This window comes from Brevibacterium sp. BRM-1, from assembly GCF_026802075.1.
Lineage (GTDB): Bacteria > Actinomycetota > Actinomycetes > Actinomycetales > Brevibacteriaceae > Brevibacterium > Brevibacterium rongguiense.
Genome location: NZ_CP113788.1, coordinates 1702930 through 1727485, shown reverse-complemented (window position 1 = coordinate 1727485; position 24556 = coordinate 1702930). Strand labels below are relative to the sequence as shown.

General features: G+C 73.6%; 17 protein-coding genes and 1 tRNA gene. 12 read left to right on the top strand and 6 right to left on the bottom strand.

Annotated elements, in window-relative coordinates; genetic code table 11:
* Window positions 1–108: 108 nt before the first annotated feature.
* Window positions 109–882: a lipoate--protein ligase family protein gene (locus BRM1_RS07580; RefSeq protein WP_160953624.1), complete on the bottom strand. Its 774-nt coding sequence runs from the start codon at window positions 880–882 to the stop codon at window positions 109–111.
* Between the two features lie 382 nt (window positions 883–1264).
* On the opposite strand from BRM1_RS07580, the gene tmk reads away from it, so the two are divergent.
* A complete protein-coding gene (gene tmk / locus BRM1_RS07575) occupies window positions 1265–4228 on the top strand; it encodes a dTMP kinase (RefSeq protein WP_160953623.1) in 2964 nt (987 codons plus the stop codon).
* Window positions 4225–5382: a DNA polymerase III subunit delta' gene (locus BRM1_RS07570; protein ID WP_160953622.1), complete on the top strand. Its 1158-nt coding sequence runs from the start codon at window positions 4225–4227 to the stop codon at window positions 5380–5382. The genes tmk and BRM1_RS07570 overlap by 4 nt, the downstream gene beginning before the upstream one ends.
* Before the next feature lie 127 nt (window positions 5383–5509).
* Here the strand turns inward: BRM1_RS07570 and BRM1_RS07565 are convergent, their stop codons facing one another.
* Together BRM1_RS07565 and BRM1_RS07560 are read right to left on the bottom strand one after the other, a co-directional pair.
* Window positions 5510–7057, bottom strand: a complete 1548-nt coding sequence (locus BRM1_RS07565; protein WP_442864198.1) for an MDR family MFS transporter — start codon at window positions 7055–7057, stop codon at window positions 5510–5512.
* Window positions 7058–7245: 188 nt separating this feature from the next.
* Complete coding sequence (locus BRM1_RS07560) at window positions 7246–8529, bottom strand: M20 family metallopeptidase (RefSeq protein ID WP_160953620.1); 1284 nt, start codon at window positions 8527–8529, stop codon at window positions 7246–7248.
* Window positions 8530–8843: 314 nt separating this feature from the next.
* On the opposite strand from BRM1_RS07560, the gene BRM1_RS07555 reads away from it, so the two are divergent.
* Window positions 8844–8916: transfer RNA gene (locus BRM1_RS07555), tRNA-Thr, on the top strand.
* Between the two features lie 623 nt (window positions 8917–9539).
* Window positions 9540–10406: a universal stress protein gene (locus tag BRM1_RS07550; RefSeq protein WP_268524939.1), complete on the top strand. Its 867-nt coding sequence runs from the start codon at window positions 9540–9542 to the stop codon at window positions 10404–10406.
* A gap of 436 nt (window positions 10407–10842) precedes the next feature.
* Here the strand turns inward: BRM1_RS07550 and BRM1_RS07545 are convergent, their stop codons facing one another.
* Window positions 10843–11241: a hypothetical protein gene (locus tag BRM1_RS07545; RefSeq protein ID WP_268524937.1), complete on the bottom strand. Its 399-nt coding sequence runs from the start codon at window positions 11239–11241 to the stop codon at window positions 10843–10845.
* A 429-nt stretch (window positions 11242–11670) separates the two neighbouring features.
* Between BRM1_RS07545 and BRM1_RS07540 the strand changes: the two genes are divergently transcribed.
* The 5 genes from BRM1_RS07540 (at window position 11671) to BRM1_RS07520 (ending at window position 16257) form a co-directional block, all read left to right on the top strand.
* Entirely contained in the window at window positions 11671–12465 is a 795-nt protein-coding gene (locus BRM1_RS07540) for a histone deacetylase (protein WP_268524935.1), read from the top strand.
* A gap of 152 nt (window positions 12466–12617) precedes the next feature.
* Entirely contained in the window at window positions 12618–13370 is a 753-nt protein-coding gene (locus BRM1_RS07535; protein ID WP_268524933.1) for an SDR family oxidoreductase, read from the top strand.
* 142 nt (window positions 13371–13512) lie between these two features.
* Window positions 13513–14520, top strand: coding sequence for a malate dehydrogenase (locus BRM1_RS07530; RefSeq protein ID WP_268524931.1), 1008 nt, complete (start codon window positions 13513–13515; stop codon window positions 14518–14520).
* Between the two features lie 68 nt (window positions 14521–14588).
* Window positions 14589–15281 (top strand): HEAT repeat domain-containing protein, encoded by a 693-nt coding sequence (locus tag BRM1_RS07525; RefSeq protein ID WP_202410987.1) that lies wholly within the window; start codon window positions 14589–14591, stop codon window positions 15279–15281.
* Window positions 15268–16257 carry a HEAT repeat domain-containing protein gene (locus BRM1_RS07520; protein WP_268524926.1) on the top strand — a complete coding sequence of 330 codons (990 nt, stop codon included), beginning with the start codon at window positions 15268–15270 and terminating at the stop codon, window positions 16255–16257. Before BRM1_RS07525 ends, BRM1_RS07520 begins: the two co-directional genes overlap by 14 nt.
* A 43-nt stretch (window positions 16258–16300) precedes the next feature.
* Here the strand turns inward: BRM1_RS07520 and BRM1_RS13975 are convergent, their stop codons facing one another.
* Entirely contained in the window at window positions 16301–17422 is a 1122-nt protein-coding gene (locus BRM1_RS13975; RefSeq protein WP_326956616.1) for a TetR/AcrR family transcriptional regulator, read from the bottom strand.
* A gap of 159 nt (window positions 17423–17581) precedes the next feature.
* Between BRM1_RS13975 and BRM1_RS07505 the strand changes: the two genes are divergently transcribed.
* The 3 genes from BRM1_RS07505 to BRM1_RS07495 all read left to right on the top strand — a co-directional run bounded on the left by BRM1_RS07505 (window position 17582) and on the right by BRM1_RS07495 (window position 22473).
* Window positions 17582–19195, top strand: coding sequence for a carboxyl transferase domain-containing protein (locus BRM1_RS07505; RefSeq protein ID WP_268524924.1), 1614 nt, complete (start codon window positions 17582–17584; stop codon window positions 19193–19195).
* Between the two features lie 5 nt (window positions 19196–19200).
* Window positions 19201–21243, top strand: a complete 2043-nt coding sequence (locus BRM1_RS07500) for an acetyl/propionyl/methylcrotonyl-CoA carboxylase subunit alpha (RefSeq protein ID WP_268524921.1) — start codon at window positions 19201–19203, stop codon at window positions 21241–21243.
* 63 nt (window positions 21244–21306) lie between these two features.
* The gene (locus BRM1_RS07495; protein ID WP_268524919.1) at window positions 21307–22473 is read left to right on the top strand and encodes an acyl-CoA dehydrogenase family protein; all 1167 of its coding nucleotides are present in this window, start codon (window positions 21307–21309) and stop codon (window positions 22471–22473) included.
* Between the two features lie 155 nt (window positions 22474–22628).
* On the opposite strand, the gene BRM1_RS07490 is transcribed toward BRM1_RS07495, so the two are convergent.
* Window positions 22629–24329 carry a phosphatase PAP2 family protein gene (locus tag BRM1_RS07490; protein ID WP_268524918.1) on the bottom strand — a complete coding sequence of 567 codons (1701 nt, stop codon included), beginning with the start codon at window positions 24327–24329 and terminating at the stop codon, window positions 22629–22631.
* Window positions 24330–24556: the final 227 nt, after the last annotated feature.

The following is a 24556-nucleotide window of genomic DNA, read 5'->3' as shown; positions in this document are numbered from 1 at the left end:
CAGCGCGGACAGCCGCCGGGCCGCGCGTGCCCGCCCGGTTGGGGGTGTGCGCCCTGCTGGGGGCGTGCCCACGCGGCTCGGCGCGCAGGCTCGGTTGGGGGTGTGCGCCTAGAGCCGCTGGGCCTCGCTGTACGGCGCGCACGCGGCGACCTCGGCGGCGGTGACGTCGCCGGGCAGCAGCCTGTAGCGGGCCTCGTACGCGTCGAGGAACGCGTCCTGGACGGCGGCTGTCTCGATACCGGGACACGCCTCGCTGATCGACCCGCCGGTCGCGGGATCCCAGTCGACGCCGAGCGCGGCCTCGATGTCGGTGAGCGCCGCGCGGATGGGGTCGGGGTCGCCCACGATGACGGACGAGGAGAACAGCCAGCCCGACTTCGTCACGCGCTGGGCGGTGCCGATCGCCTTGATCCGCCCGGCGACGTTGACGCTGTACTCGCCGGGGCAGTATTCGCCGGGAACTTCGCCCACGCGCGCATCGATGCCGATGGCCCGCAGCGCATCCGCGTAGAGCCGGCCGAAGTCCGCGAAGCGCGCCTGGGTCCCGCCCAGGAACTGGGCGGCCGGCTCGATGTGGTCGATGACGAGGCTCTCCTCGTGGTAGACGGCCACGCGACCGCCCAGCGTGCGCAGGGCGGGGGTGAAGCCGTGCGCGCGGGCGGCCTCGACCGCGGCGGGAAAACCGGGCAGGAAGCGATCGCGGGCGCCGAAGACCGCCGTGGGCCGAGGCCGGTAGATCCGCAGCGTGGGCCCGCGGCGCCCGGCGCGCACCTCGTCGAGGAGCACGCGCGCCAGGGACAGGGCCGTGAGGGGGTCGTGCGAACCGGCTGGCAGGAGCGTGAGCTCCGCCGCGGTGCCCGGTGCCGCTGCCGCCTCGCCCATGCTGGCAGTCTAAGCGGGCTGCGGCCCCGGGGCAGGCCTCGGGGGCGGTTGCCGAGCCGCTTTCGCCGCAGGCTGTCGGGCTGGTTTCGCGGCAGGGTACGGGCCGCCGGCTCACCGGTTCGCTACCCGCCGAGCCGCCGGGCCGTCACGGCCTTCGCCGCCGGGCCCCGCCCTCCGGGCCCCTGCTCACCGGGCAGCCAGCTCACCGGGCCCTGGCTCACCCGACCGTGTTGACTCGGCCCGGCTCTCTGGGCACCCCGCTCATCGGGCCACCGGGCAGGGCGGCAGGGCAGCCCCCGGCCCGCCGGGGCCGCGCTCAACGACCCCTCGGCGCCCGCGGCTGCCCAGCGCCGTGTCAGCGCCGGGCAGTAGTGTGGGCGGCGTGACGAACGAGACCGATCGCATCCCGATTCCCGCCCCGCCGCGCGGCGTGCTGGGCCACAGCCTCATGGAGGCCGCGGCCTGGCTCACGGCGCTGGCCACGGCCGCGCTGACCTTCGCGGCGGCGGGCACGGCGGGGCTGACCGCGAGCATGCCGGCGGCCGCCTTCGCGGCCGTGACGAAGCAGCAGCGGGCGGGCAACTTCGACATGCGGCTGGGAATCGCGGGCCTCATCGTCGTGGCAGCGCTCATCGTGGCGGGCCTGCTGGTGCCCGCCGGGGCGGCCGGCCGACTCGCCGCCGCGCTGCGCTCGAAGCTGCTCGTGGGCGCGGCCGTCGCGAGCGCCGGCTGCGCCGCCGTGTTCGTCTTCGCCCCGGCGGTGTGGTGGGGATGGCTCACCGCCCTATTCCTGGGCGCGTTCGTCTGCCTCGCCAGCGCACACGCCCCCGCGCTGCACGCCAAGCCGTGGCGGCTGGCCGGCATCGCCTCCGGCCTGCTCGTCTTCATCCTCTACGCCGTCCAGATCGAGGCCGGGGCGGCCGCGGGCACGGCTGCGCTGCGCTGGATGCTCCTCGTCGCCGCCATCGCACTCATCGCGGGTGCGGTCCTCGTCTTCGTCTCACCGCTCGACATGGGCGGTCAGCCCCCGGAAACTGAGACCGCGGGCCGCAGCGCCCGCAGCGTCCGCGCACCCGCGCAGGTCGCACGGCCCTGGGCGTGCACGCTGCTGTTCGCACTGTTCGGCGCCCTGTTCGCGCTCGCGGTGCCGGTGGTCGCCGACTACGGGTTCGGCGAGGCGGCGTTCGCCCTCATCGTCACCGCTGCGCTCGTGGGCTGGGCCGCCGGGTTCGAGGCGGGCCCCACGTTCGCACCGGGCATGTCGCGCCCGCGCCTGACCGCCTTCGCCCTCGTCGCCGCGGCACTGCTCACCATCGGGGTGGGCCTGCTCTCCGAGCTCTCCGGCAAGGCCGTGCTCACCGCCGTCGCCGCGTTCTGCGTGGGGGTGGGCGTGCGCGCGCAGGACTACGCGTTCTCCCGCCGCATGGGGGTCGGCGCCGGAGTGGGCGCCGCGCTGCTCATCGCCTTCTTCGCCCCCACTTCGGCCATCATGGTGAGCCCGGCAACCGAATGGGTCATCACCACCACGGGCCTCGCCTACTCCCTCGTCGGAACCGCGGGCCTCATCGCGGGCATCGTGGCCGTCTTCGTCTTCCCCCCGCAGGGCGCCCAGGGACTGGGCGTGGACCTCGTCCACGCGTTCCGCACGCCCCAGGGCACCGCCGCCGAGGCGCCGCACGCGGACGCTGTTGGTCCGGGCGCCACTGAGCCCGTGTCCGGTCCCGGACGGCCGGGCGCGAGCAGCTCCGAGTCGGGTGAGCGCACCGCCTCGGCGCAGTCGGGTCCGCAGTCCAGTGCCGCGGCGCCGCGGCGTTCCTCGGGGCTCGTCGCCGCGGTCGACGCGCCGGCGCGCATGTCCGATACCGGACTGTTCATCGCGTTCGAGGGCCCGGACGGGTCCGGCAAGTCCACTCAGGCGCTGCTCCTGCGCGAGTGGCTCGACGGGCGCGGCCGGGGCCGCGCGGTCGTCACGCGGGAACCGGGCGGCACGGACGTGGGCCGGGCCATCCGCGCCGTGCTGCTCGACGGGGAGGCAACCGCGCCGCGGGCCGAGGCCCTGCTCTTCGCCGCCGATCGCGCCCAGCACGCCGCGCAGCTCGTGTGCCCCGCGCTGGACGGCGGCGGGATCGTCATCACCGACCGCTACATCGACTCCTCGCTCGCCTACCAGGCCGCCGGCCGCGCCCTGGGGGAGGAAGAGGTGCTCGCCCTCTCGCGCTGGGCCACGCGCGGGCTCGTGCCCCACCTCACCGTCGTCCTCGACATCGCCCCGGAAGCGGCCGCGGCGCGCACCGCGGCGCGCGGTGAGGAGAACCACCTCGACGCCCAGGACGCCCAGTTCCGCACGCGGGTGCGCCAGAAGTTCCTCGCCCTCGCACAGGCCCAGCCGGACCGCTACGTCGTCGTCGATGCCGATGCGCCGCAGCACATCGTCGCCAAGCGCGTCGCCGAGGCGCTCGAGGAGACCCTGAGCCGGCGCGGCTTCGCCGGGCCGCCGCGCGCCGAGCGCTTCGGCACCGGGCGCGGCGGCGCCCCCGCCGGCGAGCAGCAGAAAGACCGCGGGGAACCGCGCGCGCCGCTCCAGCCGCTGCCCCCGCGTGCGCCCCACACCGCAGGGAACCAGCACGACACCGGTGCGGCTGCCGCCGAGCCGCGCGTCTCAGGCCCCGGTGCCGAGACTGACGGCGAGGAGGCGACGACCGTCCTGCCGGGGCCGCGCCGCGAACCCGGGGAAGAAGCCACGACCGTCCTGCACAGTGAGCCCGGCGGCCGCGGCGCGCCCGGCGGCCACGGCGCGCCCGGCCAACACGACGGTCACGGTGGCGCACCGGGCGAGGCTGAGAGCACCGAGGACGCTGCCACCACCGTGCTGAGCGGACCGCGGACCCGTGGCGCCGGTGACGCAGGCGAGGAGCCCACGACGGTGCTGTCGGGTCCGGAGGCTCCGAAAGCCGCGGATCCCGCGGACGCCGAGGCCCAGGACCGTGCCCACCTCGCGCGGCCGGTCAACCGCGACAAGCTGCGCGCGCAGGCGGAGATCGAGCGGCGCGCCCGCGAGCGGCTGCGCCAGGCGCGCCTGGACGCTGCCCGCGGGTCGGGCGGCGCTCAGCCCGGCAGCACCGCTCGGCAGCCTGGGAGCCCTGCCGGACAGCCCGGGGACCGCGCCGCGCAGCCTCGGAGCCCGGGTGGGCACGCCGTTGAACGACCCGCGGGGGAGCGGTTCGGTCGAACCGCTGAGCGTCCCGAGCCCGGTGGCCGCGGTGAGCGCCTCGAGCACAGCGGGAGCCACGAGCAGGGGGAGCACCCCGGCAACGGTGAGCGCCCAGAGCACGGAGGGCGGCGGTGAGCGTCTGGGACGAGCTCGTCGGCCAAGACGAGGCGGTGGCGCGGTTGCGCGCGGCTGCCTCGGGCACGGGCGACGGGGCCGCGATGACGCACGCGTGGCTCCTCACCGGCCCGCCCGGCTCCGGTCGCTCGAACGCCGCCCGCGCGTTCGCGGCGGCCCTGCTGAGCGAGGACCACGGTGAGGCCATGAGCCCGGCCGCGGCCCGCGCGCTGAGTGGCACCCACGAGTCCATGACGATCATGTCGACGCAGAAGTCGCTCATCACCATCGACGAGGTGCGCGAGCTCGTCTCCCAGGCCCAGAGCGCGCCCGTGAACGCGCCCTGGCGCGTCATGATCATCGAGGACGCGGACCGGATGGCGGAGCGGACTTCCAATGTCCTGCTCAAGGCGATCGAGGAGCCGCCCCCGGCCACCGTCTGGATCCTGTGCGCGCCCAGTCCGCAGGACGTGCTCATGACGATCCGCTCGCGCTGCCGCAACGTGAATCTGCGGATCCCGCCTGCCCAGGCGATCGCCTCGCTGCTGGTCTCGCGCGACGGCGTCGACGAGGCGCGTGCCGAGTGGGCCGCGGCGGCCGCCCAGAACCACATCGGGCGCGCGCGGTTCCTCGCCACGAACGAGGAGGCCGCGCAGCAGCGCGAGCGCACGCTCGAGATCCCCGACCGGCTGACCTCGGTGGGTTCGACCGTGCGGCTGGCCGCGCGCACGCTCGACGCCGCCACCGAGCGCGCGGAGGCGCGGACGAAGGAGCGCAACGCCCGCGAGCGGGCGGCGCTGCTCGCGACCTTGGGCGTCGAACCGGGCAAAACGCCGCCGCCGGCGCTGCGCTCCCAGGTCAAGCGGCTGGAGGAGGAGCAGAAGCGCAAGGACTCGCGGGCGCGGGGCGACGAGCTCGACGCGATGCTCTTGGAGCTCCTCTCGCTCTACCGCGATGTCCTGCTGTGCCAGTTCGGCGTGGACGGCGGTTGGATCAACGCCCACGACGACGCGCGCATCCGGACGATCGCCGGGCAGACGGACGCCCCCACGACGCTCAAGCGCATCGACGTGCTCAGTCAGGCGCGGCGCCGGCTGCAGACCAACACGGCCCCGCTGCTCGTGCTCGAGTCCGCCTTCATCGGGCTGTCCAACCCCTGGCTCTCCGCCGACTGAGCACCGCGGGCGCCTGGGCCCGAGTCGCCATGTGCGGGCGGCGCGCGGCGGTCGACAGTGCTCGCCAGGCGGGGAGCGCGGTGGGGCGGGGTACGCGATGGGACGGGGTTGAGCCCGTGCCGCGGGCTCAGGAATGCCCGGGGCGTTCCGGGACGGGTCCCGTGGTGGTCTGGCGGCGGCCCGGCATGAGGAGCGCCAGGACGATGGCGACCGCGCTGAGCACCGCGGCGACGAGGAACGCCGCGCGCACCCCCGGCAGCAGCTGCTCGCCCTGCGGTTGTGCCGTGCCGCTGGCGGCGCTGGCCGCGAACTGCATGACGGCCACGAGGAGCGCGGTGCCGGCCGCCGCGGCAACCTGCTGCAGGGTCGAGAGGATCGCCGAGCCGTGGGAGTACAGGTGCATGGGCAGCGGGTTGAGCGATGCGGTGAAGACCGGGGTGAAGATGCAGGCGAGCGCCAGGTTGAAGCCCAGGACGAGGACGACGAGGAGCCAGACGGGAGTCTGGGCGCCCAGGAACGTGAGCGCCACGAGGACTGCGGCCATGACGACGGCGCCGGTCACGGTGAGCGGCCGGGCCCCGAACCGGTCGAAGATCCGCCCCACGAGCGGTCCCGCCAGGCCCATTGCCAGGCCGCCGGGCAGCAGCACCAAGCCCGTGGTGATCGAGTCGAGCCCGCGCACCGACTGCATGTACATGGGCAGGACGATGACCACGCCGAACATCGCGAGCATCGACACCGACAGCAGCCCCACGGAGACCCGGAAGTCCCGGTAGCGGAACGTCCGCAGGTCCAGCAGCGGCGCCGAGGTGCGCTGCAGGCGGACCTGGCGCACCGCGAAGAGGCCCACGAGGGCCGCCCCCGCGACGAGCGCGGCGATGCTCCAGCCTCGGCCGCCCGCACCGCCGGCCTCGCCCAGTGAGGACAGGCCGTAGACGAGGCCAGCGAAGCCGGGGGCGCTCAGCGCGAGCGAGAGGGGGTCGAGCCGTTCGTCACCGCGGTCCGCGCTGTTGCGCAGCCGCGCGATGCCCAAGATGGTCGCGGCGATGGCGAACGGCAGCACGAAGATGAAGAGGAAGCACCAGTGGAAGTGCGCGAGCAGCAGCCCGGAGACGGTGGGCCCCAGCGCCGGCGCCACGGCGATGACGATCGTGACATTGCCCATGACGGCCCCGCGGCGGGAGACCGGCACGAGTGTGAGCACGGTGGTCATGAGCAGCGGGAGCATGATGGCCGAGCCGAAGCCCTGGACGATCCGCCCCGTGAGCAGCAGCCCGAAACCGGGCGCCACGGCGGCGAGCAGCGTGCCCAGGGTGAACGCGCACATCGCCAGCGCGAAGGCGCCCCGGGTGCCCAGGCGCCCGATGATGAAGCCGGTCGTGGGGATGACGACGGCCATGGTGAGCATGAATCCGGTCGTCACCCACTGGACCACCGTGGCGTCCACACCCAGGCTCGCGATGAGGTGGGGGAGGGCGACGTTGAGGATCGTCTCGTTGAGGATGACGACGAAGGCAGCGCAGAGCAGGACGACGATGGTGAGCACGGCCCCGGCCGGCAGCTCTTCGCGACCGGAGCCCTCCGGCGCGGAGACGGCCGGGTCGGCACCGCCGGGTGTCTGCGCGTGCGCGCGCTCGGAGGGAGAAGACGATGAAGACACGTGGCCCCTTGGCATGAGGAGGGTGGCGGCTACGGTGGGGGCCCGGGCTCAGAGCCGGACCGCGGCCCGAGCGCTGGCGCGCGGGCCGCTCGATCATATCAGCGGCCCGCAGCCGCCAGCAGCGGCCGCCACCGTGCCGGCCGGTGCCCCCGAGCGACCGCCGACATCGGGCCCCGGTGCGCGGTTCGCCACCGCTCGCGCGGTCAGTCGTCGAGGTCGACGGCGGTGCCCGCCCCGCCGAAAGCCCCCGCACCGCCGTAGGGCCCGCCGACGCCCTCACCGGTGCCCGGACTGGGGCTCGCGCCAGGACCCGCGGCGTCGCGACTGGCACCGGCAGCGGCGGACCGCGGCGCCTCGGCGGCGGACTCCGGGGGCGGTTCGCTGAGGAGCTGGCCCACCAGGTCGCAGACGAGCTCGACGCGCGGCCGGATCCACTGGGCGATCGCGTGCTCGTTCTCAGCGTGCGAGCCCCCGCCCACGGTGCCCAGGCCGTCCAGGGTGGGCACGCCGATACCGGCGGTGAAGTTGCCGTCCGAGCCACCGCCCACGCCGATCGAGCGCAGCGGCGGGTGGCCCAGGCGCGAGGCGATGCGCTGGGCGCGCGCGTAGAGGCCCAGCGACATGCTCGTCTCCATGGGCGGGCGGTTGATGCCGCCGTGGAGCACCAGCTTGGCACCCCGATGGACGGGAGTGAGGGCACGCAGCGCGGCGTCGACGCGCCGCTGCTCGGCGGCGGACTTGGCGCGCGAGTCGATGCTGACCCGCGCCTCGGCGGGCACGGTGTTCGTCGTTGTGCCCGAGGTCATGGCCGTCGGCACCACGGAGGTGCCGGCCTTCGCATCGCCCAGCTGGGCGACGGCCAGGACCTGGTGGGCGACCTCGGCGGTGGCGTTGATCCCCTTCTCCGGCTCGACGCCGGCGTGGGAGGCGCGGCCGCGCACCTCGAGCTCGTAGATGGCCACGCCCTTGCGCGCGATCTTCACCGCTCCCTGCGGGCCGCCGCTCTCGAACACGAGAGCGGCGGCTGCGCCGCGCGACTCTTCTTCGATGATGGGCCGCGAGGTGATGGAGCCGAACTCCTCGTCGGCGGTGATGAGCAGGCTCACGCCGTCCAGGTCGCCGCGGCGCTCGCGCAGGCGGGCCAGCGCGTGGATGGCGATGAGCGCCCCGCCCTTCATGTCGTCCGTGCCGGGGCCGCGGATGATGCCGTCGTGCTCCGAGTAGGGGAAGTGCTCGAGGGTGCCCGCGGGCCAGACGGTGTCGTGGTGGCCGATGAGGACGACGCGCCGCGGTCCTGAGCCGAAGCGCCACAGGAGATGGGGGTAGCCCTCGGCGGTGATGATCTCCGGTGGCTCGCCCAGCAGTCGCTCGCCGATCGTGGAGAACTGGATGGCGGAGCGCTCGAGCGCCGCCTGGTCGCTCGTGGGGGACTCGCATTCGACGAGCTGCCGCAGCTCCGCGAGGAACGCATCCAGATCGAAGCTCATCGAGTGACTCTCCTCCTTGTGCGACGGCCGCGGTGCGCCGCGTGCGACGCGGCGGCCCGTGTGCGCACCGTGGTTGCTGTTGCTGTTGCTGTTGCTGTTGCTGTGGCGGTTGTGGCCGTTGTAGCGGCTGTGGTCGCGGTGACTGCGGCTCGCGGGCGGGTGGCTCGCGAAGCCCGGTCGGTTCCCCTTCACCTTAGCGTTCACCCGGGTGGCGAGGCCGCTCGGGAGGGTGCGCAGTCCCGCGCCGACCGCCCGGACTGGCGCGCCGTGCCGCTTTGATTCCCCCGCTCGGATTGACTACAGTTGTGCCGGTTGCCTCCTTAGCTCAGTCGGCAGAGCGTCTTACTCGTAATAAGAAGGTCGCCGGTTCGATTCCGGCAGGAGGCTCGCATGCGAGGCCCCGTCACCGCCCGGTGACGGGGCCTCGCCCGTTGTGGGGCTCTGCGGGTCGGTGCGCGGTGGCGTGGGACGTGGCGCTTGCGTGATGTCGTGGCCGTGGGACGTCGTGGAGCAGCTGCGGGATCGGGTCCGTGGGGGCGAGTCTTCACCTGTTTCGCCGTTGAGCATCGAGTGAAGACTTTGACGCCGCAGCAGCACGGTTTCGGCCGAATGGTCTTCACCCCCTCGCGCGGCTGAAATCAGGAGAAGACTTTCTTCCCGGCAGTCCGCTGCGTACTCCGACCGCGCGACAACTGCCCGTGCTGCGCGGCGACTGCCCCTGCTATGCGTGCGCGCAGCACCCCCCGCGACGATCGATCGCACGCATCACCCGCCGACCCGCGACTACCATCGACCCGTCGCCCTGCGATCTTGGTTCCCCTCACCCCCCGGTGCTCCCCGCTCTTACCACCCTCACCGCCGCCGTCGGCCCGTCAGCCCCGTTGCCATCGCATCACCTCGCCCGCGCGGTACCGCCGCACGGGTTTTGTGCATACGATCACAGTGGGACCGCGCTCGGCCGCAGTGTGCGGCATCCCGGCACCGAACACGCGACACGGAGGAGTAGGGACATGCACTTCACAGGCGATGTGGTCGTCGGCGTCGACGGCTCCGAGTCCTCCGCACAGGCGGCAGCATGGGCGCTCACGGAGCTGGTGCGCGGACGGGTGGACGCCGGTGCCGCCCTCGTCCTCACGGCCGTCGTCCGCGATGGGGCCCAGGACGGCGAGGCGGTCAAGCGAGAGAAGCTGGCAGCCCTGCGCGAGCGCCTCGAGGCACTGAGCGATGACGTCGAGATCCGCGAGCAGGTGATGCACGGGGACCCCGCCGAGCAGCTCGCCGCCGCCGGTGAGGACGCCGCCCTCCTCGTCATCGGACCGCACGGGTCGAAGAATCCCGCCGCCGGTCGGATCGGCACGACCAGCCGCGGGCTGCCCGGGCACGCGCTGTGCCCGGCGGCCATCCAGCGCGGTGAGGGCGATGAGTTCGCCAGCGCGGATTCCCATCCCACGAGCGGCCGCGGGGTGGTCGTGGGGCTCGACACCTCGGACTATGCGGGTGTGGCGGCGCTCGACGCCGCCTCCTATGCCATGGACTCGGGCGAGGAGCTCACGGTGATCGTCGGCGTCGACGCGCTGGGGGATGCGGAGGCCATCCGCGCCCAGACCGAGTTCGACCTCACGTGGCTGCGCTCGGAGTTCCCCGGGCTCACCGTCCGCGCGGACTACCGGCCCGGTGACCCGGCCCAGATCCTCGCCGAGGCGGGGGCCGGGGCGGACCTGCTCGTCATCGGCAAGCGCGGGCTGGGCCGCTTCGCCGGGATGTCCGTGCAGCTAGGCCGCACAAGCGCGCAGGTCCTCGACGAGGCCCAGGTCACCGTGCTGCTCGTGCCCTTCCGCGACGACGAGCGGCTGGGCCGCCGTCGCCTCGTGGACTGACGACCGCCCCCAAAAAACCGACTGGATGGCCGCTGCGGCCAGGCAATCGAATGCGGTCCGGTTAAGCGTGCGGCCCAGCCGGGTTTGCGGTGCGGTCACGCGTACGGCGGGCTGTGAGCACGGGGCGGTGAGACCTCCGAACGCTCAAGTACCCACACGCCCAGCGCCCCGGTTCTCCGGCCGTGCACTCGCCCAGCCATCTGGCTGACCGCCCAGTCGGCCTCCCAGGCGTTCGGCCGGCAACCCACCCGCTTCCCGACCATCCAACCACCCGCCCGACGGGCCTCCTGGCCGCGCGCCGGCTACCCGCCTACCCCGCCTCCCGGCTACGCCCCCACCGCACTCCAACCTCCGAGGCGTCCCGCAGCCTGGCCCCGCAGACGACGATGCCGACCCCGCCTCCTGGCGGGACCGGCAGCGGCGGGGTCGGCTCGGCTCAGCGCTTGCGGGTCGGCACGAACGACGTCGAGCAGGTCCAGGTCGACTTGCCCTTCTTGGCGACCACCTGCACGGGCACCCGGCGGCCGACCGTGCCGCCGCCCACGTTGAAGTGCAGCAGCGCCTTGCCCTTCTTGCTGGCCTTGGCGCGCTTGCCGGTGGAGGTGGTCTTGTACTTGGCCACCGCGCTGACCGTCACCTTGGCGGGCACCTTCGACACGCGGACCACGAGGTTCTGGCCGCGGTGCGGGCGGGAGTTGCTGACCGAGGCCGAGCAGTGGTGGCGCGAGGCAGCCTCGGCGGGGGCGGTAGCGACGACGGCGGAGCCCGCGACGAGCGCGATCGCGGCGGCCGTGGAGGTCAGCGCGGTGCGCAGGGTCTTGGCGGCAGGGAGCATGGCGGTCCTGTTCGGTAGGGGCCGTCGTCGGAAATCCGTGATCTTCCGCGCTCGCGCACATGCGGGCGTGGGCCCGCTGTGCGAATGCGTGCGTAGTGAGAAGCGAAAGCGCCGACACTGGCTGAGTGGATGCTGCGGCACCGGCGCCGAGCAGATTGAGCATACAGGAAATTCGGAGAATCGGCGTACCCGAAGTTCGGGGTACCTGCGATTCCACCCCTCGGGCTCAAAGAACCGTGCGAATACGGTGCGACCGGGCCCTGGCGCTTGCGGCGCCCTCGGGTGCGCGGCACGGTGGAGGGGATGTCTGAACTGCGCGCACTTCCCGATCTGCCCGAATCGCACACCCCCTCCCGGAGAGGCACCGTGCCCGGTGCCGTAACAAGGGCCGCGCCGGACACCGCCCCCGGTGCCGGCGCCCCCGGTACAGTGCCCAGAGACGCGGCCCCGGCCATCACGGCCCCGGCCCCGGCCATCGCCGCCCCGGCCGCCACTGCCCGCCGCAGTGCCGCCGGCGCCTCGCTCGCCGGTGAGCCCGCCCACGCATCCCTCGCCGGAGAGCCCGCCGTCGCGTCCCCCGTCCACGCATCCCCCGCCGCGGAGCCCGCCGCCGCGGGACCCGCCGCCGCGGAGCGCGCCGCCGAGCCCCTCGTCTGGTACGTCAGCTATGGCTCGAACATGGCGCGCGACCGCCTGGCCTGCTACATCCGCGGCGGCCGCCCCTCCGGCGCGCTCATCGCCTACGATGGCGCCCGCGACCCGGCCCCGCCCCGCGCGGAGATGGGCGTCGAGCTGCCCGGGCGCCTGTACTTCGCCGGTGAGTCGCGGGTGTGGGGCGGCGGCATGGCGTTCTACGACCACGATGTGCCCGGTCCCACGCCGGCCAAGGCCTACCTGGTGACCGCCGGCCAGTTCGCGGACATCGCCGCGCAGGAGATGCACCGCGTGCCGGATCCGCAGGACCCCATTGAAGAGGTCGTCGTCGGCATGGAGGAGGGTGCGCGGCACGCCGCCGGCCCCGGCCGCTACGAAACGGTCATCGATGTGGGCCACCGCGACGGGCTGCCGATGCTCACCTTCACGGCGCCGGACGGCCTCGGGGCCGTCGAGCACACGACCCCTACCTCGGGGTACCTCGCGATGCTGCGCGTCGGTCTGCGCGAGGCGCACGGTTGGGACGACGGTGCGATCGCCGCGCACCTGGCCGACCGGATCGCCGCGTGAGCCCTTCGGCGGGGAGCACCGGCAGCCACGCCCTCACCAGCCACGCCCTCACCAGCTGCCGCCTCCGGTAAGCCCAGCCCCGGCAGCGCGGCTGCTACACCCACCCCCAGCAGTGGGACCACCCCGCAACCGCTCCCTCGGAAGGCGGCCACATGAAGATCGCGGTACTCGGCTCGACGGGGCTCATGGGCGCGAAGGCCGTCCGCGAGCTCGAGAGCCGCGGGCACGAGGTCGCCGGCCTCCATCGCTCGAACGGCGCCGATGCGCTGACCGGCGCTGGGCTGCGCGAGGCGTTCGCGGGCGTCGATGCGGTGGTCGACTGCCTCAACCGCATGAGCCTGAGCCCGCGCGCGTCCACCGCCTACTTCAGCGCCACGGCGCACAACGTCAGCGCTGCCGCTCGGGGCGCCGGAGTGGGGCGCATCGTGTGCCTGAGCATCGCCGGCGCCTCTGACCCGGCGGTGTACCGCTGGTTCGGGCACTACCGCGGCAAGGCCGCGCAGGAGGCCGCCTACCTGAGCGCCGGCGCCCCGGTCGCCTTCGTCCGCTCCGCCCAGTGGTTCGAGTTTCCCGCGCTGCTCGCCGGCATGACGGCGGTGGGCCCGCTCGCCCTGCTGCCCACGATGCGCGTCGCCCCGGTCGCCTCCGACACGGTGGCCCGCCTGCTCGCGGACACCGCCACCGCCGAGGCGCCCGCCGGTGCGGTTTTCGTGCGCGGGCCGCGCGTGGGCACCGTCGCATCCTTCGCCCGCGAGCAGCTGCGCGCCTGCGGCCGGCTGGGGGAGACGGGGGTCCGCGCCGTGGTGCAGGCGCCCTACCTGGGACCGGGAATCGCTTGCGGAGGGCTCGTGCCGCACGGGGGAATCGTCGACGATGCGCGCTTCGAGGTGTGGTTGAACCGCTGATCCGCAGCCCGCGCCTACGCCCGGCCGGCACGCGCGAGCGCACGGCCGCGGCCTCCACCACCCGCTCGGAGCCGATCCGCCGGCTGGGACCTCGCGGTCCGCAGCCGTAGGCGCCGGCCCACACAGTGTCTACGCTGTGGGGATGGACGCAACGAAGCTCCCCCCGCCCACCACCGTGACCGTCACGGGCGCTGCCGGCGCGATCGGCTACGCGCTCGTCTTCCGGATCGCCTCCGGCCAGCTGCTGGGGCCCGATGTGCCGGTGCGCCTGCGCCTGCTCGAGGTGCCCGCCGCGCTCGAGGCGGCAGCCGGCACCGCGCTCGAGCTCGCCGACTGCGCGTTCCCCCTGCTCACGGACGTCGACGTGACCGACGATGCGCGAGTCGCCTTCGACGGCGCAGGCGTGGCGCTGCTCGTGGGCGCCAAGCCGCGCGCCGCCGGCATGGAGCGCGGTGACCTGCTCGAGGCCAACGGCGGGATCTTCGGTCCGCAGGGGCGGGCGATCAACGACTGCGCGGCGGACGACGTGCGCGTGCTCGTCGTGGGCAATCCCGCGAACACCAACGCCCTCATCGCCGCCGCCCACGCGCCGGATGTGCCGCCGCAGCGGTTCACCGCGCTCACCCGCCTCGACCAGAACCGCGCCATCGCCCAGGTCGCGGAGCACCTGTCCGTGCCGGTGACCGCGGTGCAGGGCATCACGATCTGGGGCAATCACTCCGCCACCCAGTTCCCGGACCTCTCGCAGGCGACGGTGCAGGTGGACGGGGCAGTGCGGCGGGTGCTCGACTGCGTCGACCGCGCCTGGTACGTCGACGAGTTCATCCCGCGCGTCGCCAAGCGCGGCGCGGAGATCATCAAGGTGCGCGGCGCGTCCTCGGCCGCCTCGGCGGCCAATGCGGCACTCGACCACGTCCGCGACTGGGTGGGCGGCACGGGGCCGGAGTGGACCTCGGCGGCGGTGGTGTCCGATGGCTCCTACGGCGTCCCCGAGGCGCTCATCAGCAGCTTCCCCGTGCGCTCGAGCGGGGGCGACTGGGAGATCGTGCAGGGCCTCGACGTCGATGATTTCGCGCGCCAGCGCATCGCGGCCTCGGTGGCCGAGCTTGAGGAGGAGCGCGCGGCCGTGGGGGCGCTGGGGCTGCTCTGAGAGGGCTGGCCCCTGCCCTTGACCCTGCCACGGTGTCAGGGTCTTTGCTGAGCTCTGGAGGTGGTCGTATGACCGAGGAGAACCGACTGGCCCGGGCCCTGAGCCAGGCACCGGCGTCGCTGCGCCTGCGGGCCGCCCTGCAGGCCGGGGTTGTGCCGCGCGACGAGCAGATCGCCGTGCTCGTGCGGCGCTGTGCTGTCGAGGACGATTTCTACGTGCGCGACATGCTGACCTGGGCATTGACCAGGCACACCCGCGAACGGGTGCTGGAGGCCGTGGTGGGCGAACTCGATGCGGCCCAGCCGCAGGCGCGGGCGCAGGCCCTGCACACGCTCTCGAAGCTCCGGGACCCGAGTGCGTGGCTCGCCGTGATGGACGGCCACCTGTGCGATCCAAACCCCGATGTCGCGGCTGCCGCCTGGCGCGCGGCCGTGGCGTTGGCCCCCGGCGCGGAGGCGCCCAGGCTGGGGCGCGTGCTCCTGGGGCAGTTCGAGCGCTCGGATGGCCCGCTGCTCAGGAGCCTGGCACGCGCCCTGGCAGCCCTTGGCGAGGCAGCGGCCGCGTCCCTGCGCGCGGCTGCGACGACCCCCGCACGTGCGCGCTTCGTCGAGGAAGTCGAACGGATCCGGGAGGATCCCGCGGCGGGGTTCGGCGAGGCGCTGGCAGCGGCCATGCGGCTGCGGACACTGGGTAGCGCGGATCACGCTCGCCCGCACACGGCAGCGAGCGCCGAGGACGAAGGCGGCCATGCTCATCGGTGAGCTATCCCGCCGCAGCGGGGTCAGCGTGCGCATGCTGCGGCACTACGAGGCCAAAGGGTTACTCACCCCGGAGGGCCGCAGTGCCGCCGGCTACCGCCAGTACGGCGACCCGCAGGCCGCGCAGGTCGCGGAGATCGAAGCGCTGCGGGCGCTGGGACTCTCACTCGACGAGGTGGGGCTGGCGCGCGAGGCGCTGCTCGCCCCCGCCGAGGTGCTCGGGGTGCTGTGTGCCGAATCGCGGCGCCGAGCGGAGGCTGAGCAGCGTCTGCAGCGCCGCCTCGAGCAGATCGCGGCGGCGGGACCCACCGTCTGGGACGATGTGCTCGCCGCGGCGCGCGCAGTCGATCGCCTGGTGTCGGTTGATTCCAGTGAGCGTGTCCGCGCGCTGCTGGGAGCCGATGCCGCGCACGAAATGCCCACCGGTGCGCTCGCCGAGGCGCTGGCTGCCGAGGCCGATCCCAACGTGGCCGGTGCGATTGCCTGGCAGATGGCCCGCCGCGGCCCTTCGGCGCTCGAGGCCCTGCGGACGATGGCCACGCTGCCGACCCCGGCGGCCCGGCTGAGGGCCGTGCGAGTGCTCGCCGGCATGGAAGGCGAGGACGCCGCCGCGGCCCTCGCCGGGTTCGTCGACGATCCCGTGTCGAGTGTGCGCGCAACGGCCGTGCTCGCGCTGGCGCGGCGCGGCGACGCCGCAGTGGTTGGCGACCTCGTTGATCTGGTGTGCCGGGGTCGCCAGGATGTCGAGGCGGGGGAGGCGCTCGAGGTGCTCGCGGCGGTGGGCGCCACTGCACGGGCGGCCACCGCAGAGTTTGCCGCGCGCTGGGGCGGCGCCGACGTGCCGGTGCGCCGCCGGATCGTGCAGGCGCTCGTGGATCTGCCGGGGGAAGAGGCGCAGGCGCTGCTGCGCGTGGCGGCCGCAGACTCGGCGCAGGCGGTGTCGGCGACCGCGCGCTTCGCCATTCGGTACCGGGGTTGAGCGTCGGGACTGAGCGCCGCGCCGCAGCCTTCGGCCCTGCCAGTTAACACCGCGCCGGCTCCTCCACCCCCAGGGCCGCGAGTGCCGCGCCGCGCAGTTGCTCCTCGATCGCCTCGGCAGGCTGACGGCCCGTCATGTAATGCGTGGAGTTGAGCATGCCGAAGACCGCGTGCACGCGCACCGTCGCCTGGGCCTCGCTCAGCGCCGGGTGGACCGCACGCACCACGCTCACCCAGCGCGCCACGTAGGAGCGCTGGAGCCGGCGCACGCGGCGGCGGTCGTCCTCCGGCAGGGCGGAGAAGTCGCGGTCCTGGATGCGGATGAGCTCCGGCTCGCCCAGCGCGAACGCCAGGTGGAACTCGACGAGCGCGCGCAGTGTCTGCTCGGGCCCGGAGTCGGCCGACGTGTTATCGGTGCTCGCTGGCCCTGCCGCCGGCTGCGCGTCGCCCCCCGCCAGCTCCCTGCCCGCAGGCCGCGCACCGTCGGCTGATTGCTCTCCGTGCCCCGGGTGCTCGTCGTTTGCCACGTGCGCCCCGTCCACCAGCTGCGCCCCGTCCACCAACTGCGCCCCGCGCGCGTCGAGGCGCTGCGAGATTCCCACGAGCAGCTCGACGAGCAGCGCCTCCTTCGACGCGAAGTGGCGGTAGACCGCCGGCCCGGAGACGCCCGCGCCCTTGCCGATCTGCTCGATCGACACGGCCGCGAAGCCCTGAGCGGCGAACAGCTCCTTCGCGGCGGCCACGATCGCCGCGCGCCGCTGCGCCTTCGCCGCCTGCCGCGGGGTCAGCGAGGACTCACGGGGGTCGGCGTCTCCGGCGTTTCCTGCCGCTTCCGGCACGCCTGCGCTGCCAGGGCCGCGCGCTTCGCTTCTGTCTGCACCCCGGCCCGGCGCCTGAGTACCCGACTGCACACGCGTCTCCGTGCCTGCCGCCGCCTGGCCATCTGTCAACATGTGATCGCCCACCGACGCCCGGCCATCGCCCTGCGCCTCCGCGCCCGCCCAGGCGATCGACCCCGGCCTCGCCCCGGCTCCCGCGTCCTCATCCGCTCGCGCGTCCTCACTCGCCCGCGCATACTCGCCCGCCCCCGCACCCGAGGCGCGGGCCGGCGCCCGCTCGGCCCGCACCTCGGGCGCGGGGGCGGCGCTGTTGTCCGACTGCTGCATGTCGTCTACAGTAGCAACTAAGTTAATCGCCGTTAACCGAAATTCGCGCACCCGGCCGCCCGTGCGGCACGGCCCGCGCACCGCGATCCACCCCCGGCAGCGCAGCATGCGCGCTGGTCAGCCGGGTGGGTTGCCCCGGACCACGTGGGAGAGAAGTCGATGAAGACCCTCGGGACGCCGCCGGATCCTGCCGTCGCGCAGGAGCGCCGCGCCGCGCACGAAGCGCTGGCCGAAGAGCTGCGCCGCCGCACCGCGCAGACCGCGCTGGGCGGCTCGGAGTCCGCCCGCAGGCGGCACACGGACCGCGGCAAGATGCTCCCGCGGGAGCGCCTCGAGCACCTGCTCGATCCCGGCACGCCCTTCCTCGAGCTCTCCGCGCTGGCCGCCAACGGCATGTACGACGACGCCTCGCCCGGTGCCGGCATCATCACCGGCCTGGGGGTCGTGGCCGGGCGGCTGTGCGTCATCGTCGTCAACGACGCCACGGTCAAGGGCGGCACGTACTACCCCATGACGGTGAAGAAGCACCTGCGCGCGCAGGAGGTGGCCAAGGACAACCGGCTGCCCTGCATCTACCTCGTCGACTCGGGCGGGGCGAACCTGCCCAACCAGGACGACGTGTTCCCCGACCGCGAGCACTTCGGGCGCATCTTCTACAACCAGGCGACGCTGTCGTCTGCGGGGATCCCGCAGCTCGCGGCGGTCATGGGCTCGTGCACCGCGGGCGGCGCCTACGTCCCCGCGATGGCGGACGAGTCCATCATCGTCAACAACGAGGGCACGATCTTCCTGGGCGGCCCGCCGCTGGTCAAGGCCGCCACCGGTGAGGAGGTCACCGCCGAGGAGCTGGGCGGCGGAGCGCTGCACTCGCGGGTCTCCGGCGTCACGGACCACCTGGCCGCCAACGACGAGCACGCGCTGGAGATCATGCGCGACATCGTCACGACCCTGGCCCCGCCGGCCGCGCCCAGCTGGGAGCGCCGCGAGCCGGCCGAGCCCGCCCGCGACCCCGCCGAGCTCACCTCGGTGGTCCCCGCGGACCTGCGCACGCCGTTTGACGTGCGCGAGGTCATCGCGCGCATCGTCGACGGCTCGCTCTTCCACGAGTTCAAGGCCGAGTACGGTACGAGCCTCGTCACCGGCTTCGCCCACATCGACGGCCACCCCGTGGGCATCGTCGCCAACAACGGCGTGCTCTTCGGCGAATCCGCCATGAAGGGCGCCCACTTCATCGAGCTGTGCGACCAGCGCGACACCCCGCTCGTGTTCCTCCAGAACATCACCGGCTTCATGGTGGGCCGCGACTACGAGGCCGGCGGCATCGCCAAGCACGGCGCCAAGATGGTCAACGCCGTCGCCACGGCCCGCGTGCCCAAGTTCACCGTGGTGATCGGCGGCTCGTACGGCGCCGGCAACTACTCGATGTGCGGCCGCGCCTACTCGCCGCGCTTCCTGTGGATGTGGCCCAGCAGCCGCATCTCCGTCATGGGCGGCGAACAGGCCGCCAGCGTGCTCGCCACCGTCAAGCGCGACCAGATCGAGGCCCGCGGCGGCGACTGGTCGGCAGACGAGGAGGCCGAGTTCAAGGCCCCCGTCCTCCAGCAGTACGAGGACCAGGGCAACCCGTACTACTCGACCGCGCGGCTGTGGGACGACGGGATTATCGAGCCCGCCGACACCCGCCGCGTGCTCGCGCTGGCCCTCGAGGCCGCCCGCCATGCGCCCCTGTCCCGCCCGCTCGACGCGCCGGGCAACGGCGTCTTCAGGATGTGATCGCCATGTTCGACAAGGTCCTCATCGCCAACCGCGGCGAGATCGCACTGCGCGTCATGCGCACGTGCGCGCGCCTGGGCATCGCCACCGTTGCCGTGTACTCGGATGCGGACGCCGATGCCGCCCACGTGCGCGCCGCTGACCAGGCCGTGCGCCTGGGCCCGGCCGCCGCCTCGGAGTCCTACCTGTCCATCGACCGGGTCATCGCCGCGGCCCGCGAGACCGGTGCCCAGGCCATCCACCCCGGCTACGGGTTCCTGTCGGAGAATGCGGCCTTCGCCGCCGCGTGCGAGGAGGCGGGCATCGTCTTCCTGGGCCCCACCGCGGATGCCATCCGCACGATGGGCGACAAGATCACCGCCAAGCAGGCCGTCGCCAAGCGCGGCGTGCCGCTGGTCCCCGGCATCGCCGAGCCCGGCCTCACCGACGAGCGGCTCATCGCCGCCTCGGCCGACATCGGCTTCCCCATCCTCATCAAGCCCTCCGCCGGCGGCGGCGGCAAGGGCATGCACGCGGTCTTCGAGGCCGCCGAGCTGCCCGAGGCGCTGGCCGCGGCCCGCCGTGAGGCCGCCAGCTCGTTCGGCGACGACACGCTCTTCCTCGAGCGCCTCGTCGCCACCCCGCGCCACATCGAGGTGCAGGTGCTCGCCGACGAGCACGGCAACGTCGTCCACCTGGGCGAACGCGAGTGCTCGCTGCAGCGCCGCCACCAGAAGGTCATCGAGGAGGCGCCCTCGGCACTGCTCGACGAGGCCACTCGCGCGCGGATCGGCGAGGCGGCGGTGCAGACGGCGAAGTCCGTGGGCTACCGCGGTGCCGGCACGGTGGAATTCATCGTCTCCGCCGACCAGCCCGATGAGTTCTTCTTCATGGAGATGAATACCCGCCTGCAGGTGGAGCACCCCGTGACGGAGGAGGTCACCGGGGTGGACCTCGTCGAGTGGATGCTGCGCATCGGCGCCGGCGCGGAGCTGGGCCTCGCCCAGGACGACATCGCCCTGACCGGCCACGCCGTCGAGGCCCGCATCTACGCCGAGGACCCCGCCCGCGGCTTCCTGCCCACCGGCGGCACGGCGCTCGACGTCGAGTTCCCGGCGGGCGAGGGCATCCGCGTGGACGCCGGCCTGGAGGCCGGCCAGCGCGTGGCCAGCGACTACGACCCCATGATCGCCAAGCTCATCGCGTTCGGCCCGGACCGTGCGACCGCGCTCGCCCGCCTCGAGTGGGCGCTGGGCCGCTCCGCCGTGCCGGGCATCACGACGAACATCGACTTCCTGCGCACGCTCATCGGCCGCGACGACGTGCGCGCAGGCGACCTCGACACGGGGCTCATCGACCGGATGGATCCCGCGGACCTGGCCCATGAGCCGGGGGAGGCGGACATCCAGTTCGCCGCGGGCGCGGTCGTCGCCACCCTGGGCCGCGCCGGAGCCGATGCGAGCGAGGACGGGCCGCTGCTCGTCGAGTTCGCCGGCGACGACGCATCGGCCTGGGGCGCCTGGGACGGCTGGCGCTCGGCGCGCCCCGAGCGAGCGCGCACCGTGCCGCTGAGCTGGGGCGGCGAGCGCCGCGAGGTCGTGCACGCGTTCCCGCGCCTGGCCGGCAACGGCCTGGACTGGACGCTGCGCCTGGCCGGCGTGGACGAGCGCGCCCGGCTGTGGGCCGACTCCGCCACCCGCACGCTGTGGGTGGCCAGCGAGCGCGGCGTCTACTCGTTCTCCCGTCCGCAGGCCGATTCCACGCTCGACCCGTCCGCGGCGGGCGCGGAGATCACCGCGCCCATGCCGGGCTCGGTCATCGAGCTGCGCGCCGCCGACGGCGACGAGGTGGCGGCCGGCGATCCGGTCGTCGTCGTCGAGGCGATGAAGATGGAGCACGTGCTGCGCGCGCCCGTCGACGGCATCGTCCACGTGCTCGCCGCCGCCGGCGCCCAGGTGGCCCTCGACGAGGTGCTCGCCACCGTCGTCGCCGCCGATGCCGCGGCCCCCGCGGCCGAACACGCAGCCGGCGAGACCGGCGTGGCCGATGCGGCCGGCACCGCCGGCTGAGGCGCCTCGGCGAACCCCACAGACACTCCAACCGAATCCGCACCCGCCCACAGGAGGCCCACGATGTTCACCCCCGGAATGCTGCCCGACGAGTACGAGGACCTGCGCACGTCCGTCGCGAAGTTCGCCGACGACGAGGTCGCCCCGGTCAGCGCCGAGGCCGACCGCAAGCACGAGTTCCTCTATGCCCAGGTGGCGAAGATGGGCGAGATGGGCCTGTTCGGACTGCCGTTCGACGAGGAGTACGGCGGCATGGGCGGGGACTACTTCGCGCTGTGCCTGGCGATCGAGGAGATCGCCCGCGTCAACCAGTCGCTGGCCATCACCCTCGAGGCGGGCGTCTCGCTGGGCGCCATGCCCATCTACCGGTTCGGCACGGAGGAGCAGAAGCGCGAGTGGCTGCCCCAGGTGATCGACGGCAAGGGCCTCGCCGCGTTCGGCCTGACGGAGCCGGAGGCGGGCTCGGATGCCGGCGGCACCAAGACCCGCGCCAGGCTCGAGGACGGCCAGTGGACCGTCAACGGCTCGAAGTGCTTCATCACGAACTCCGGCACGGACATCACGAAGCTCGTCACCGCCACCGCGGTCACCGGCACGCGCACCGGCAAGGACGGTACGGAGAAGCCGGAGATCTCCACGATCATGATCCCCACGGGCACGCCGGGCTTCACGGCCGAGCCCGCCTACGACAAGGTGGGCTGGAACTCCTCGGACACGCACCCGCTCACGTTCGACGGCGTGCAGGTGCCGGAGGGCAACCTGCTGGGCGAGCGCGGCCGCGGGTACGCGAACTTCCTGCGCATCCTGGACGAGGGCCGCATCGCGGTCGCCGCGCTGAGCGTGGGCGCCGCGCAGGGCTGCGTGGACGAGTCCGTGCGCTACTCCAAGGAGCGCCGCACGTTCGGCCACCCCATCAAGGACTACCAGGGGATCTCGTTCAAGATCGCCCGCATGGAGGCCCGCGTCGTGGCCGCCCGCGCCGCCTACTACCTGGCGGCCTCGCGCATGATCGCCGGGCTGCCCTTCAAGAAGGAGGCGGCGATCGCGAAGCTGGTCGCCGGCGACGCCGCGATGGACAACGCCCGCGATGCCACGCAGGTCTTCGGCGGCTACGGCTTCATGAACGAGTACCTCGTGGCCCGCCACTACCGCGATTCGAAGATCCTCGAGGTGGGGGAGGGCACCACCGAGGTCCAGCTCATGCTCATCGCCCGCGAACTGGGCATCTGAGCCCCCCGCGCCCGGGCGCGGAACTCTGAGGGAGCCCGGGGCTCACGGGCTCCGAACACGGCTGCGGCGGGCCGGCCGGGAGCAGCAACGCGAGGCATCGCGTTGGGCTCCCGGCCGGCCCGCCGTCTGCGTGGGGCGGTGGTGCCGGCTGGCGGTCAGTCGCGCTCGGCGCGCTTCCGGCGCCGGGTCAGCGCCACAAGCCCGCCGCCCAGGCCCACGGCCGCGGCCGCGGCAGCGAGCGCCGCGCCCAGCTCCGCACCGGTGCGCGGCAGCTTGCCGGGCCCGCTGCCGTTGTCGTCGTCGCCGTCGTCCCCGGGCTTGGGGGCCGGTGCGGGGGCGCTGGTCGTGGGGGCACTCGCCGTGGGGGACTGGCTGGGCTCCTCCGTGGGCGCCGGGCCCGAGGTGCGGCTGGGTGCGGGCGCCGGTGCCGAGTCCGAGGGGCTCGGGGCGGGCGACGTCGGCGTGGGGGCGGCCTCCGTGACGACGGAGGCCCGCGACTGGCCCGGCTCCACCTTCACGACCGTGCCGTCCTTGCTCAGCGTGACCTTCGAGCTGGTCGCGGCGGGCAGGTCGATGCGCTGCCAGCCCTTCGAGCTCGCATCGAACAGGTAGCCCGAATCGATCTCCGTGGCCGCGAGCACCTCCCGGCGCTGGTCCTCATTGAGCGTGGGGAACGCCGAGGTGAGGAGCGCGGGCGCCTGGGCGGGCACCTCGGGCGCGGCGCCGGCCTTGCCCACCTTGGCGAAGCCGTAGGTCATGCGCGAGCGGAAGGCGGTGAGCGCGGAGGCGCGGTCCGTGACAGGCTTCTTCGAGACCTCGTCCACGGCGGGGTTCGCGTAGCCCTTGGCGCCCGCAGCCCCCGTCTTGTCGATGCAGGATTCGAGGTCGGAGCCCAGGTCATCGGCCTTGCAGCGCTTGGCGAGGTAGGCCTGCAGCTCGGACTGCGCGGGCTTGATCGTGTCCTCCGGGTACGTGCCGTCGGAGAAGATCTGCGCCATCTTCATGTGGCTGAGGATCCGGCCGCCCATGATGTCCATGGGATAGTGCACACCCAGGACCACGCGGTTGTTGCCGGCCTCGGAGGAGCGTGTGAGCACCTCGGGGGCGAGCTGCGGGACGAGCATCGAGAGCTCGAGGCCCACCTGGTACGCATACGTCGTGTGGCCCGACGGGAACGCCTGCGAATGCGAGGCAACCATGCCGTCGTAGAGGGCCGTGTGGGACTTCTTCGTCTCCGGGTCCGTCCAGTCCGCGACCTTCTTGATGCCGAGCTTCTTCTCGAGGCCGCGCAGATCGTTCTTGCCGTCCAGCGAGCGGTCGTCCATGAAGGGGCGGGGGTAGTTGAAGTGCTTCTTCGCGTCGCCCGTGCTCGCGGCCTTGCCGGCGGCCTGGATCGCCTTGCTCGTCTCCGCGAGCGAGCCGTCCTCGAGGCCCTCCGCGAAGTACTTGCCCAGCACCGGGCCTAGGGAATCCGGCAGGGTCTGCTTCCAGTCCTCGTCCGCGTCGATGAGCGCGCGGTGCTGCTGGGCCTCGTCTGCCGCGTTGTTGATGGCCACGAGCGTACGGTCGTTCTGGCCGAGCATGGAGGTGCCCTCCTGCGTGACGCTGCCGCGGAACGCGGTGCCCGCCGGATCGGCCTTGTCGTAGGGCGCGGGGGTCCAGTAGGACTCGAACTCGCTGAGCGCGGCGATCGAGGGGTCTGTCTCGGCGGCCTGGGCGGGTGAGGCCAGCGCGGGGCCGGCCGCGAGGGCGAGGGCCGCGAGTGCGGCGGCGGCCGGGAGCGTGCGGCGCGCGGCGCGGGCAGTGGCTGCGGCGGGAGCGACGGGGCTGCTGGGCTGGGCGGGAGAGGCGTTCATCGTGTCCTTCTGCTGGGGCGGAGTGCGACCGGAGAGCGGTGCGTTCGGTGGACTTCGCGAACGTATCGGCCCCGTGCGAACGACCGGTTAACCGCGGTTGAACTGGGCGGATGGAGGTGCGTCGCCGGGTGGTTCGGACGTGGTGGGGTGGGGGATTGTGGAGTCGGCGGAAGGGTGTGGTTCAGGGTGAGGCCTCCCAATCCGGGCACGTTGATGCTTGGAGGCTT